The following is a 15,261-nucleotide window of genomic DNA, read 5'->3' as shown; positions in this document are numbered from 1 at the left end:
TAAGGAAGATAAAAATGAAAAAAATAACATTAACAACTTTACTAATGGCGTTGGTCGGATTTCTGATGATCTCGTGCGAACGAGATATTACGGAACCAACAATCAGCTCAAATCCTGCCGGACCTGAACTGGCGAACTTATCCTTGAATGTGCCGTTTAATGTTAATAATGCCGACAGTCTCGTCAGATTCTCCTGGTCAGCGGCGGATTTCGGCTTTAAAGCGTCGGTAACCTATATGGTACAATTGTCGCCTAAGAGCGACTTTTCGGAAAATGTCGCCAATCTTATTACGACTCAACAGCTAAGCGGGAGCGCCACTGTCGATGCAATTAATACGCTTATACTCTCGTGGAATTATTCGATCGGGGAAAATGTAACAGTCTATTACAGAGTGGCAGCTACCGTTAGTCCTTATGTGGAAACGGTCTATTCTGAAATTAAGTCTGCCGCGTTTGTCCCGTATGACGCTGTAATTAACTATCCGATGATTTATGTTCCCGGTTCCTACCAGGGATGGTCGCCGGGAGCCGAAAACGGCAGACTGTTTTCTTACGGATTTAATTCCATTTACCAGGGTATAATACGACTTAAAGACGGAGATAATCCAACTGTCGAATTTAAAGTTACTCTTTCGCCCAATTGGAATGGTCCGAACTACGGCGGCACGTTGACAAAATCCGGCGTTGATTATACGGGCGTACTCGATCCTGACGGCGGCAATTATGTGGTTGATGCCGGAACGTATAAATTTAATGTAAACGTTGACGCTTTGACAATTTCTCTAACCAAAACAGATGATTGGGGCATTATCGGCTCTGCAGTACCCCCGTATGATTGGTCGCAGGATGTCGATATGTTCTATAACGGTCAGAGAAAAGTGTGGGAAATAACGGCAGACTTTAACGCCGGAGAATTTAAGTTCAGAGCAAATGACGACTGGGCGCTTAACTATGGAGATACCGGTGGCGACGGTACGCTGGACGCCGGAGGAGACAATATCCCTCTGCCCGAAGCGGGAAATTACACAATACGATTCGACCCTGAAAAATTAACTTATACGATTAAAAAGAACTGACATTTTTACCGGAAGGCTATCAATATCGGATAGCCTTCCGTTTTTATTTTCACCGCTAAAACGAGAGGCTCTTTTATATGTTTGCCCCAAACTATTACAGACATAACAATCAAATTAAGACGATATTGAATTTATGCATTCTCTTATTATTTACAAGCGTTATATATTCTCAAACCATTTTTACAAGCTCCCCGGCATATCCGTCGCAAACAGATAATATTACAATCACCTTCGACGTAACCAACGCAACGCACCCAAATAAGATTGCCGGATATCAGGGCGACGTTTACGCTCATACAGGCGTTACATTGAGGGATGAAAACGGAAACGTAACGGCGTGGGAAAAGGTAATCGGCAACTGGGGGAATAATTCGGTTCAACCGAAATTGAGCAGGATTGCGGAAAATGTCTACAGGATTACTATAGAAAACCCGAGAAAGTTTTATAATGTTGATAATCCTGCCGTGGACATTATTCAACTCTGTTTTGTATTAAGGAGCGCCGACGGCTCGAAACAAACCGAGGATATATTTGTCCCGATTTATGAGCCCGGAATTACGGTAGTTTTAAATTCGCCGGCGGTGAATAATTATTACGGCGATCCGATGCGTTCGCCTTATTTCATTACAAATAATAATCCCGTACTGATTTCAGCCAGAAGCGCCGCCATTGGAACTTCGACAAAGAGTATGAGTTTGTTTATAAACGGTCAATTGCTCGCCGAATCAAACGCTGATTCCATTGTGTATTCTTTCGTTCCGGATCCGAATATTCATACGAACTTAGCGCGAATAATTGCCGAAGGCATAACAGGGCTTAAGGATACCGTTGAGTTTGCCATCGTTAATGTCCCGACAATTCCCGAAAGTCAAATGCCCGAGGGTCTTCAACACGGAATTAATTACAAAGAAGACGGAATATACCTTGCTCTTTTTGCTCCTTATAAAAAGTTTGTTTACGTGCTGGGCGATTTTAACGACTGGAAAGTCGACGACAATTATTTGATGAATAAATACGAAGCGAGACCCGACAGCGTAATTTATTGGATTAAATTAAACGATCTTACGCCCTCAACCGAGTATGCCTTTCAATATTTGGTGGACGGCGTTATTAGAATGCCCGACCCCTACTGTGAAAAAATCCTCGATCCGTGGAACGATTCTTACATTCCGTCAACCGTTTATCCGAACCTGAAAGAATATCCTTACGGCAAAACCGAAAACATTGTGGGAGTAATCAATACCACTCCGGCAAAATATAATTGGAAAATAACGGATTTCGAGAAACCTCCGAAAGAAAAACTCGTAATTTATGAAACGCTCGTAAGAGACTTTGTAAAAACCCATAGTTTTGCTACTCTAATCGATACAATCAGCTATTTTAAAAAGCTCGGAGTCAATGCCATCGAGCTAATGCCGGTAATGGAATTCGAAGGCAATTCGAGCTGGGGATATAATTCGATGATGCATTTCGCTGTCGATAAATATTACGGCACGGCTGAAAAGTTGAAAGAATTTATCGATTCGTGCCATTCAAACGGAATAGCGGTAATACTCGACGTGGTTTTGAATCATGCGTTCGGTCTAAATCCGCTCGTCAGGATGTATTGGGATACCGCGCAGGGAAGACCCTCAGCAGACAGTCCGTGGTTTAATCAGGTTTCGCCTAATCCTGTATTTTACTGGGGCTACGATTTCAATCACGAAAGCGCCAACACAAAGTATTACGTTGACAGAGTTACATCATACTGGCTTAATGAGTTTAAAGCGGACGGATTCAGATTCGACTTTACCAAAGGATTTACTAACACTCCGGGCGACGGAGGCAATTACGACGCAGCTCGTATCAAAATATTAAAGAGAATGGCAGATAAAGTATGGCAGACCGATCCGGAAGCGTATGTGATTTTGGAACATTTTGCAGCCGATTCGGAAGAGAGGGAATTGTCCCAATACGGAATGATGTTGTGGGGCAATCTAAATTATAATTATTCGGAAGCCGCTATGGGATGGAACGACGCGGGCAAATCGAACTTCAACAGAATTTCTTATAAGGCAAGAGGATTTTCGAATCCGCATTTGGTAGGATATATGGAGAGCCACGACGAAGAGAGACTTATGTACAAAAACCTACATTGGGGAAATTCTTCGGGCGATTACGACATCAAAAAACTCAACTATGCTCTTGCAAGAATTAAACTGGCGGCGGCATTTTTTATTACCGTTCCCGGTCCCAAAATGATGTGGCAGTTTGAAGAACTGGGTTATGACTATTCGATTGATTATAACGGAAGACTGGGCGAAAAACCGGTCAGGTGGGATTATTACACTTCGCCTGAACAATCCGAACGCCAAAAACTTTTCCGTTTTTTTGCTGAATTAATAAAACTCAAAAAGAGTTTTCCGGTCTTTTCTACCGATGATTTCAATATGAATGTGACCGGACCGACAAAGGAGATTACTCTGCTGGATACCGCGATGAATGTTAAAATCATCGGCAACTTCGACGTTGTATCCCGATCTGTAAATTTTTCTTTCCCTGAGGACGGGTATTGGTACGATTACTTTACGGGTGACAGCGTATCAGTGGAAAACGGCAGTTTGTTTGTAAGTTTACAGCCGGGTGAATTTCATCTTTATACTTCGGTAAAATTGCCTGTTCCGCCGGACGGAAAGGAAATTATTACAAAAACCGAATACGAGGAAAATTTGCGGACTAATGATTTTACAGTCAGTCCCAACTATCCAAATCCGTTTAATCCGGGAACCACGCTCGAATGGCGTCAGCCGGAAAGCGGCAGAGTTGCAGTTTCGCTTTATAACATACTCGGTCAAAAGATCGCTGTGCTTCTGGACGAGTATCAATCGTCCGGAAAACACTCGTATTATCTTAATGCCGATAAATTTAATTTGTCGAGCGGAACTTATTTTGTCAATTACAACCTGAACGGATCCGTCAAAACGCAAAAAATAGTTTTAATCAAGTAGTCGCTGCCGATCAAAAAGAAACAACCGAAATAGTTCATACTATTTAATAAATTAAATTTAGCGGCGTGTAAAAAGTTTTTCACGTTATACGCCGTCTTTTTTTTACATCGCGCCCTCTTGTTTGAGAGCTTTTGCCACTCAATTACTTTGCCTGAAGGCGTTACTTATTATCGATATTTTTAATTATCTTTGAAAAAAGTTTAACGCCAATTTTCACGGGGCTAATCATGAACAAGACAGTTTTTTTACTCTTCTTTTTTATTTCGTTAATGGCAAAAGCCGGCGGTATTTCAATTAATCAGGCGGGATATTTAACCGACGCGCCAAAGTATTTTTTTATAAACGAACCTGCTGATTCATTTTATCTGCATGACGCATCCGACGGCAAGCTGGTATTTAAAGGAACGATTCGATTAAAAACGAAAAACGACCCCGCAACAGGAATGGATATTTATAAAGGAGACTTCTCCGGTTTCGACGCGCCGGGCAAATATTATATTGCGCTTGCTAACGGTAAAAAATCGCCGACGTTTGAAATATCGGATACAGTTTACAATAATTTATTTAACGCGTCTCTCAAATCGTATTATTATCAAAGATGCGGAGTCGGACTCGAAAGTAAATATGCGGGAGAATTTAAATACGGTAAATGCCATACAAAAGACGCGCGGTTTCATCCACTTGCGGGAGAAGGCTACAAAGACGTTACAGGAGGCTGGCACGATGCTGGCGATTACGGTAAGTATGTAGTTAACGCGGGCGTTACCGTAGGAACATTGTTGATGGCATACGAATTTTTCCCCGCTAAATTTTTGAGCGACAGCTTGAATATTCCCGAAAGCGGAAACCGTATTCCCGATATTCTCGACGAAGCTTTATTCGAAATCGATTGGATGCTGAAAATGCAGAGGGAGGACGGCGCTGTATTCACAAAAGTTACTAAAGAAAAATTCGAAGACTTTGTAATGCCGGATAAAGACGTTGAAGAAGGACGTTTGATCTATCACGTTTCTTCGACCGCGACGGCAGACTTTGCGGCTGTTTTGGCTAAAGCGTCCCGTTTGATAAAAGACTACGATAAAGACCTCGCTAAAAAGTATCTCGATGCGGCTACCGCGGCATGGAAATTTTTATCTGATAATCCCGGAATAATACCGACGGGAGGCTTTAAAAATCCCGAAGGCACGGTTACGGGCGAATACGGCGATCGGGACGATTCCGACGAAAGAGCCTGGGCTGCGGCGGAATTATTTATGTCCACAGGCGACAAGGAATATCTCGATTATTTTACAATATATGCGCGCAAAAATAATTTCCGTTTTAAATCGATCAGCTGGTCGCAACTCAACGACCTGGCGTACTTTACCATTCTCGCCAATAGTTCCAAAAGAAATATTCCGGAAGATATTAAAGATAAAATCAAAGCGGAATTGCTTGCTTATTCGGATTACCTTACCGCAAAAAGCGACAGAGACGGCTACGGGGTTACTATTCTGCCGGGAGAATATCGTTGGGGTTGCAACTCGGACGTCCTGAACAATGCGCTAATTTTAATTATAGGCTATGAAATAACCGGCGATAAGAATTTTTATAATCTGGCGTTAGGACAATTGAATTATATTCTGGGAGCTAACGCGCATAAAATTTCGTTTGTTACCGGTATCGGCGCCGATTACGTCCGTCATCCGCATCATCGTCCGACTGCATCCGACGGCATAGAAGAGCCTGTGCCGGGATTCTTGTCCGGAGGTCCGAATCAAAACCTTCAGGATCCTGTTCTGTTAAAATTATTCGACAAAAATACTCCTCCCGCAATGTGTTACGCGGACGATACCGGCAGCTGGTCGTCAAACGAAATTGCCATCAATTGGAATGCTCCTCTGGTTTTTGTAAGCGGCTATTTCAAATAATTTATAAACCCGGTTCGGATTTGCGTTGTCAAAAAATACGTAAATCAAACCGGGTGAATTATGAAAAGCATAAGAAGAGGAATAATAATTTTAACGCTCTTAATATCCGGCTGCTCGTCTGCCATACTTTTAGAAAAGAGCGAAGTAACAAATGTTATTATCGACGCTAATCCTTCCGAATGGAAAGGCAAGTTTTATAATTTCGAGGACAAAAAAATCGGGGCCGCCTACACGAACGACAATCAGAATCTGTACCTTTGTATTACTTTCGGAGACTTCAGGAGTTTTGCGCCGGTATTGAGAGGGGGACTAACGTTATGGGTCGAATCAGATAATCGGAAAGTCGGTCTGAAGTTTCCGATAGTTTACCGGGAAAGAAGAACCGGCGATTTTAATAGAGATATGCTCGGAAACAGGGAAGAGATGCGTAAGATGTTCGAAAAACGGCTGCAAGAGTTTCTGGAAAATCAAAATGAAATCGAAATACTCAACGAAGAAAATTATCCTCTGGCATTGATTAATAAATCTGATAATACTTACGGTATTATCGCCGACATAAACCGTTTTGAATCCGAGATCATTTATGAATTGCAGATGCCAATCGGAACCGGATTGATAAACCGGGACGATGACAATTTAATAAAGGTGAAAATCGAAACCGAAGAACCGGCTCGTATGACTGGGGATTTCGGGGGAGGCATGAGAGGCAGCCGGGAAGGAGCACGTTTGCAAAGATTCGCCAATATGTTTGAACCGCTCGAACTCGAATTTTCACTGAAATTGTCCTTCTGATTTTTTGTTGTTGACGGCGGTTTTCTCGATACTTTTCCGATTAAAAATCGGAAAAACTCGAAAACCTTTATTTTGAGAACGGTTATCGAGTAGCGTAGCTGTCGAAGGAAGCGGTTTGAGATAACTCCCAAACGACGGTTTTCTCGATACTTTTTCGGCTGTCGCCGAAAAAACTCGAAAACCTTTATTTTGTGACGGTTATCGAGTAGCGAAGCTGTCGAAAGAAACGTTTTGAGATCATTCCCGGACGACGGTTTTCTCGATACTTTTCCGATTAAAAATCGGAAAAACTCGAAAACCTTTTTTTGTGACGGTTATCGAGTAGCGGAGCTGTTGAAAGAAACGTTTTGAGATCATTCCCGGACGACGGTTTTCTCGATACTTTTCCGATTAAAAATCGGAAAAACTCGAAAACCTTTTTTTGTGACGGTTATCGAGTAGCGGAGCTGTTGAAAGAAGCGTTTTGAGATAACTCCCGGATGACGGTTTTCTCGATACTTTTTCGGCTGTCGCCGAAAAAACTCGAAAACCTTTATTTTGAGAACGGTTATCGAGTAGCGAAGCTGTCGAAGGAAGCGGTTTGAGATAACTCCCAAACGACGGTTTCCTCGATACTTTTTCGACTGTCGCCGAAAAAACTCGAAAACCTTTTTTTGTGACGGTTATCGAGTAGCGGAGCTGTCGAAAGAAACGTTTTGAGATAATTTCCAAACGGCGGTTTTCTCGATACTTTTCCGATTAAAAATCGGAAAAACTCGAAAACCTTTTTTTGTGACGGTTATCGAGCAGCGGAGCTGTCGAAAGAAACGTTTTGAGATAACTCCCGGATGACGGTTTTCTCGATACTTTTTCGGCTGTCGCCGAAAAAACTCGAAAACCTTTTTTGTGACGGTTATCGAGTAGCGCAGCGTATCGAGATAACCGGAGCCACCCGAAAATTTATTAAATTAATAATCATTTGTATTAATTTAATAACCGGAATTTTCTTTTTGCTTCAAATGCGCCGTTTTCTGTACTTCCGAAAAGGCATAAAATTTGTTTAATAATTTGGTTTAACCATTTTTCGGATAACGGGAGAAAAGTAAAAATGAGCAAAATTCAGCTGGTAATGGGAATCGATGTCGGGGGGACAAATACCGCATTCGGATTCGTCGATCGGAAAGGGAAACTGATTTACGACGCTTCGCTGCCGACAAAAGCGGAATTGGACGCGCGGCAATTATTCGAAAGAATATTTAATGCGGCAAATAAGTCGTTTAAGAAATTTGAAAAAAAATATGAATTGGTGGGAATAGGCATTGGAGCGCCGAATGCAAATTACTATAAAGGCACGGTAGAAAAGCCGCCCAATCTGAATTGGGGTAAAGTCAATGTAGTTAAACTTATTAAAGAATTTTCCGATTTGCCTGTGGTCATCACAAACGACGCAAACGCAGCGGCTCTGGGAGAAATGATTTTCGGAGCGGCGAAAGGAATGAAAAATTTCATCGTTATTACGCTTGGCACGGGACTCGGCAGCGGCATTGTAGTCGACGGAAATCTTGTATACGGCAGCGACGGCTTTGCCGGCGAACTCGGGCACACTACATACGATCCCAACGGCAGACTATGCGGATGCGGAAGACTGGGATGTCTCGAAACGTATGCCTCGGCTACCGGAATCAAAAGAACTGCGCTCGAATTGATGGCTAAATATCCGTATCCGAGTTCATTGAGAAAATTGAATTGCGAAAAATTATCGGCAAAGGATATTTACAATGCCGCGGTAAAAGGAGATAAAATCGCTCTCGAAGCTTTTGATTTTACGGCAAAAGCGCTCGGATTCAAATTGGCAGATACCGTAGTGCATCTGAGCCCCGAAGCAATAATACTCTACGGCGGACTGGCTCTTGCCGGCGACCTGATTATCAAACCGACGAAAAAATATATGGAAAGGCAGATGCTGAATATATTCAAGAACAAAGTGAAAATTATTCCTTCGGCTCTTCCGGGCAAAGGAGCTGGGATTATGGGAGCCGCCGCGCTAATCTGGAACGAATTGGAAAAAAATTAACGACGCCTGCAGTCTGCGCTTTGCAGATGTTGTCGATTCCGTTTGTATTATCGGGGATTTAAAGAAGAATTTAGTTTTGCATTAATTCTTGCCCGATCAAAAATGCATCTATTTGTTTTATAAAATTTACAGGGTTAACATTATGAAAAAATATCTCCTTTTGTTTTTTATCGGAGCTCTTGTATCGGCTCAGAATAAAACTCTCGATCAAAAAGTCGATTCGGTTCTCGCTTTAATGACCCTCGACGAAAAAGTCGGACAACTCGTTCAATACAGCGCGGGATGGGATACGGGAACGAGAACAAGAAAACCGAAAGAGGGACATGAAGAATTAATTAAACGTGGACAGATCGGTTCGTTTTTGAATATTGTGGGAGCCGAACAAACCAAACGACTCCAGAGAATCGCCGTGGAAGAAAGCAGACTTGGAATACCATTGATTTTCGGGCTCGACGTAATTCACGGTTATAAAACGACATTCCCGATTCCGCTGGCTGAAGCGTGCAGCTGGAATCCCGAATTAGTAGAGCTCTCCGCACGCATGCAGGCAATTGAAACATCGGCTGCGGGAGTACATTGGACTTTCAGTCCTATGGTCGATATCGCAAGAGACCCGAGATGGGGCAGAATAATGGAAGGAAGCGGCGAAGACCCGTATCTCGGTTCGGTTATGGCTGCAGCGCGCGTTAAAGGCTATCAGGGTAAAAACTTATCGGATATTAATTCCATACTTGCCTGCGCCAAACATTTTGCCGGTTACGGCGCAGTCGAAGGAGGAAAAGATTACAACACGGTGGATATATCGGAACGTACGCTGAGAGAAATTCATCTTCCTCCTTTCAAAGCCGCCGTGGAAGCCGGCGTCGGATCGTTAATGTCGGCTTTCAATGAAATCGGAGGAGTGCCCTCTTCTGCAAATAAATTATTATTGACCCAAATACTCAGAAACGAATGGAATTCGGACGCGTTTGTTTTAACCGACTGGAATACAATCGGCGAATTTCTCGTTCACGGAATCGCACACGATCTGAAAGAGGCGGCTAAAATTGCAATCGAAGCTTCGGTAGACATGGATATGGAAAGCAACGGCTATCATTATCATCTGGCGGAGCTAGTTAAAGAAGGAAAGGTAGACGTTAAATATATCGATAACGCCGTAAGACGAATTCTCAAAGCAAAATTCAAACTCGGTTTGTTCGACGATCCTTATAAATATTGCAATCCGCAGCGCGAAGCCGAAGTTACTTTAAATGAAGAATTACGAAAGGCTGCAAAGCAAGTCGCTCTTGAATCGGTTGTATTGTTGAAGAATGAGAACAATCTTCTTCCTCTGGATAAGAATATCAAGTCGATAGCGTTAATCGGCGAGCTCGCGGCGTCGAAGGACGACCCGCTCGGTCCGTGGTCGCAGCAGGGAACGCCAGAAACGGTTGTATCGATACTGGAAGGATTGAAAAATAAAGTCGGCGACAGGATTAAGATTAATTACGCCGAAGGGTGCAAAGTGCGCGGCAACGATAAATCGGGTTTTGCCGAAGCAGTCGAAGCGGTCAAAAAATCCGACGTGGCGATTGTGGTTATAGGAGAAACCCGCGATATGAGCGGCGAAGCCCATTCGAGAGCCACTCTCGATTTACCCGGCGTTCAGGAAGAATTGATAAAAGAAATAGATAAAACCGGAAAGCCCGTAATAGCGATTTTGATGAACGGCAGACCTCTGACTATAAACTGGGTGTCTGAAAATATACCGGCTATAATCGAATCGTGGTATCTCGGTTGCGAACACGGAAACGCCGTTGCAGATATTCTGTTCGGCGATTTCGTACCGTCAGGCAAACTTACGGTTACGTTCCCTAAAGGAGTCGGTCAAATACCGCTCTATTATAATCATAAAAATACCGGTCGTCCGTACAATCCGGAAAACCCGCGTTTTACTTCATACTATATCGATTTCAGTCTCGAACCGCTTTATCCGTTCGGCTACGGACTCAGTTATACCACTTTCGAATATTCCAACCTGAAATTGAAAACTGATAAAGTTAATGCAAGCGACACGCTGCGTTTCAGCGTGGATGTTGCCAACACGGGAAAATACGAAGCGCAAGAAATTGTGCAGGTATACGTCAGAGACCTGGTGGGAAGCGTAACGCGACCGGTTAAAGAGTTGAAGGATTTCAAAAAAATAAATTTGAAACCCGGAGAAACCAAAACGGTCGAATTCGAATTGCCGGTCGAACGTCTGAAATTTTTCGATATAAATATGAATTACGTTCTTGAACCGGGCAAGTTCAAACTTATGGTGGGACCTAATTCCAAGGATTTGATGGAAACGGAATTCGAATTAATTCAATAAAATCCGGAGCGATAATGTCTATTAAAAATATCCTTCTTCTTTTAACGCTAATTTCCTTTTCTTTTTTTAATTGCAAGGATGAAAACCAGGCGGTTACGAATCCTGCTGAAGATGCAAGTCCAAAAACAATTGTTGAGTTGATCGGACCTCTGAAAACAGCCGGAAACAGAATTGTCGGGAAAGCCGATACCGCCGTAGTGTTGAGAGGAATGAGTCTGTTCTGGAGTCAATGGGGCGGCAAGTATTATAACGAAGAATGCGTAAGATGGCTGAGAGACGATTGGAAATGCACGATTGTAAGAGCGTCGGTCGGAATCGAAAGCGGCGGTTATCTTTCCAATCCGGATGCGGAAATGCAAAAAGCCGAAACGGTTATAAACGCCGCGATTAATCTCGGTATTTATGTAATTGTCGACTGGCACGACCATCACGCCGAAAATCATCTGGAAGAAGCCAAAGAATTTTTCAAGACAATAGCTCAAAAATACGGCGACAGACCGAATCTGATTTACGAAATTTACAACGAGCCGATGCAGGTGTCGTGGAGCAAAGTCGTCAAACCGTACGCTGTGGAAGTGATTAAAACCATCAGAGAATACGACCCGGACAATTTAATCGTCGTTGGAAATCCCACGTGGTCGCAGGACGTAGACGTCGCGGCAAAAGACCCGATTGACGATGTTAACGTTGCATATTCGCTCCATTTTTATTCCAGCACTCACAGGCAATACAACAGAACAAAAGCCGCAAACGCGCTCGCCAACGGAGCGGCGTTATTTGTAACCGAATACGGATTGAGCGAAGCCAGCGGCAACGGCAATATCGATATGAACGAAGCAAATCGCTGGTTCGACTTCATGGAACAAAATAAATTGAGCAGTTGCAACTGGTCGGTTATGGATAAAAACGAAAGCTCAGCGGCACTGAAGCCCGGCGCTTCTGCTACCGGCGGATGGAACGAATCCGACCTGACGCTATCGGGCAATACAATACGAAATTACATCCGCTCGCATAACGCTCCATTATTCGAACTTTTAACTAAACAGAGCAAGCGATGAAGTTGACAAAACACCTCCTTTGGTTTGTGATTCTTCCTTTAATTACAATAAACGGACAAAACTTTACCGGCGGTTTTAATTTTTATCTTCCGTCGGACGATACCTCGTCTCAGAATTTTCTGCCGAAGTTCCCGGTAAGCGAAATCAAAGATTTTGTTAAGACAGACGACGACGGGCATTTTAGTATTAACGGGAAACGGATACGGTTCTGGGGAACGAATCTGGGAGCGGACGCCGCATTCCCGCCGTTGGACAAATGCGAGTTCCTTGCGGGAAGAATGCGTAAATTCGGAATTAATCTCGTCCGGCTTCATCACCTCGACAATCCCTGGTCTAACCGGAGTCTGGTGGGAAAAACATCGACGCGCGAACTCAATTCCTATTATCTCGATATACTCGAATTTCTGATCGATAAATTGAAACGCAACGGCATATACATCAATATGAATCTTCATGTGTCGCGCACTTTCAGAATAAACGATAATGTGCCGGCTTACGATTCGCTTCCGGAATTCGGAAAGGGGGTAAATTTTTTCGACCCGTATATAAAAAGTCTTCATAAAGAATATGCCCGGCAGCTTCTTACGCATGTAAATCCTTATACGGGTTTGCCGTTGAAAGACGACCCGGTTATGGCAATGGTTGAAATTACTAACGAAAATTCGCTCTATCGTTTCTGGCGGGATAATAATCTCAAACCGATTGCCGACGGCGGACAACTCCCTTATGTTTATTCGAAAAAGCTCGACAGTTTATGGATCGAATTCCTTCGAGAAAAATATCAAAACGACGAGGCGCTTAAAAACGCATGGAATAGTTATATAAAAGGAGCGGGCGCGGGCGAACAAATCGAAGACGGCGGCTTCGAATCGGGATCGAAAGGAAATTGGCAGCTCGAACAACATTCCGGCGCGGCGGCTCTTTTTACGATCGATTCGAACGAGTCTTACAAAGGCGGAAAAAGCGCAAAAGTGGAAGTGACAAAATCTTCCGACCAGAACTGGCATATTCAGTTCAAATATCCGTATGCGACAGTTAAAAAAGATTCTACTTACACGGTCAAATTTGCCGCCAAATCGAGCGCTCCGGTTCAAATAAGCGTAAGCGTAATGAACGACGGCTCCCCGTATACTTATTACTCGGGAATGTCGCTTAATTTGAATTCCGGTTGGCAGGAATTTTCGTTCAGCTTCAGAGCGCCGGAAGACAATAACGGACATACACGCCTGTCGTTCAATCTCGGATTGGAAGTCAATACATTCTGGTTCGACGATTTCAGTTTTGCCGCTGCAGGCATCGAAGGGCTGCGCGAAGGCGAATCGCTTGCGTCGGGCAATGTGAAGAGAATCGATTACAGCAAGGCGGTTCAATTTTCCTCGCAACGCGTTAAAGATATGTCGGAATTCTATATCGATCTGGAACGTCAATATTTCAAAGAAATGATGGCATACCTGAAAGATACAATCGGCGTAAAAGTTCCGATTGTAACGACGAACTGGAATGCGGGCACAGCCGATTTAGCGGCAATGTCCGACGGCGATTATGTGGATAATCATGCTTACTGGGATCATCCTCAATTTCCGAACGAGCCGTGGTCTTCGACCGACTGGCTGATCAATAATACGCCGATGGTAAAAGACGTTAACGGCGGGACTGTTCCCGGACTCTATGCCGGACTGCCGGTTAAAGGGAAGCCGTTTACTGTAAGCGAGTACAATCACGCTTTCCCGAATCGATATCAGGTCGAATCGGTTCTATTTTCAGCCGGATACGCTTCGTTCAACGACGCCGACGGATTTATGTATTTTGCCTATGACGAAGCTTACGACTGGAGCGTCGATAAAATCAATAATTATTTTGCAATCAACAGGAACTCCGTTTTGATGTCGTTCTTTCCGACGATCGCATACGTATTTCGGAACGGCATCGTAAGACCTTCTTCGGAGCCGGTGTATCTTTCTTACACAGCCGACACAATATACGCGCTGCCGCGCGAAGACGCTTCCGGCTGGACGGGTCCGACTTATTTCGACAGAAAACTCGCTTTGAAACATTCTGTTAAAACGGAATCGTATTTCGGAAATCATACAACCGGCTTCGAAACTCTTGAGCAGCCGCCTGTCAATCCTTACAAAACCGACACGGGCGAAATCGAATGGGATGCCGATAAAGGAACGATAAGCATAGTTACGGATCGATTTGTGGGATGCGGAGGATTCTTTAACGGATTGCTGAATAAAAACGCCGGCGGCTTGAAGATTATCGATACGCGCGGCGGTAACGACTTCGGCGTAATCACATGGCTTTCGCTCGAAGGCGACTCGCTTTCCGAATCGAGAAAATCTTTGATTACGATTGCCTCGCAAATTCAAAACAGAGGAATGACCTGGTACAATAACAACACGACTCTCAAAAACAGCTGGGGCGGAAGTCCCACCGAAATTCTTCCGCTCGACTTGACGCTCGAATTGAACATCCTTGCCGATTCGATTAAAATTATTCCGCTCGATACGAAAGGAAAAGAGAATTATACGAAAGCTTTTACGGTTCTTCCTAACGCCGGCGGCAAGTTCGTTGTCGATTTGAATCAATCGGTTCTTAATACCCTCTGGTTCGGAGTCGAAGCTTACGGCGAAGGCGTTCCTACTTCAATAAAAGAAGAAAGCGCAATAAATTACGATTACAATTTAATGCAGAATTATCCGAATCCGTTTAATCCCTCGACGCAAATCGAATACAGCGTGGGAAAAGAAGGTTTCGTATCGCTGAAGGTTTACGACGTTCTCGGCAGGGAAGTAAAAACTCTCGCCGAAGGATATCACAAACCGGGCGGCTATAAAATTTTGTTCGACGCTTCGGAACTCTCCGCGGGCGTTTATTTCTACCGGCTCGCTGCCGGCAATGCGGAATTTACAAAATCGATGCTGCTGGTGAAATAAATATTGCGCGATTTAATTGAAATTATTAAGTTCAAACCTCAGTAAATAAATTATAGGGCAAAGAGGCATCCTAAAACGAATGATTTTATTTGT

Annotated in this window: 8 protein-coding genes; all 8 read left to right on the top strand. The window is 43.6% G+C overall.

Going from position 1 to position 15,261, the window contains the following annotated elements; all coding sequences use genetic code 11:
- Positions 1-14 precede the first annotated feature (14 nt).
- The 8 genes from ACSSWA_RS05585 (at position 15) to ACSSWA_RS05550 (ending at position 15,168) form a co-directional block, all read left to right on the top strand.
- Positions 15-1,076, top strand: coding sequence for a SusE domain-containing protein (locus tag ACSSWA_RS05585; RefSeq protein WP_437355573.1), 1,062 nt, complete (start codon positions 15-17; stop codon positions 1,074-1,076).
- Positions 1,077-1,153: 77 nt separating this feature from the next.
- The gene (locus ACSSWA_RS05580; RefSeq protein ID WP_437355572.1) at positions 1,154-4,063 is read left to right on the top strand and encodes an alpha-amylase family glycosyl hydrolase; all 2,910 of its coding nucleotides are present in this window, start codon (positions 1,154-1,156) and stop codon (positions 4,061-4,063) included.
- Between the two features lie 227 nt (positions 4,064-4,290).
- Complete coding sequence (locus tag ACSSWA_RS05575; protein WP_437355571.1) at positions 4,291-5,973, top strand: glycoside hydrolase family 9 protein; 1,683 nt, start codon at positions 4,291-4,293, stop codon at positions 5,971-5,973.
- Between the two features lie 60 nt (positions 5,974-6,033).
- On the top strand, positions 6,034-6,765 hold the full coding sequence (locus ACSSWA_RS05570) for a hypothetical protein (protein WP_014855434.1): 732 nt from the start codon (positions 6,034-6,036) through the stop codon (positions 6,763-6,765).
- A gap of 1,087 nt (positions 6,766-7,852) precedes the next feature.
- Entirely contained in the window at positions 7,853-8,818 is a 966-nt protein-coding gene (locus ACSSWA_RS05565) for an ROK family protein (protein ID WP_437355570.1), read from the top strand.
- 142 nt (positions 8,819-8,960) lie between these two features.
- The gene (locus tag ACSSWA_RS05560; protein ID WP_437355569.1) at positions 8,961-11,171 is read left to right on the top strand and encodes a glycoside hydrolase family 3 N-terminal domain-containing protein; all 2,211 of its coding nucleotides are present in this window, start codon (positions 8,961-8,963) and stop codon (positions 11,169-11,171) included.
- Between the two features lie 14 nt (positions 11,172-11,185).
- Complete coding sequence (locus tag ACSSWA_RS05555) at positions 11,186-12,229, top strand: glycoside hydrolase family 5 protein (protein ID WP_437355568.1); 1,044 nt, start codon at positions 11,186-11,188, stop codon at positions 12,227-12,229.
- Positions 12,226-15,168 (top strand): carbohydrate binding domain-containing protein, encoded by a 2,943-nt coding sequence (locus ACSSWA_RS05550; protein WP_437355567.1) that lies wholly within the window; start codon positions 12,226-12,228, stop codon positions 15,166-15,168. The genes ACSSWA_RS05555 and ACSSWA_RS05550 overlap by 4 nt, the downstream gene beginning before the upstream one ends.
- Positions 15,169-15,261 lie beyond the last annotated feature (93 nt).

The organism is Melioribacter sp. Ez-97 (assembly GCF_051488665.1).
Lineage (GTDB): Bacteria > Bacteroidota > Ignavibacteria > Ignavibacteriales > Melioribacteraceae > Melioribacter.
The sequence above is the reverse complement of the archived record's forward strand: the minus strand, read 5'-3'. Positions and strand labels throughout refer to the sequence as shown.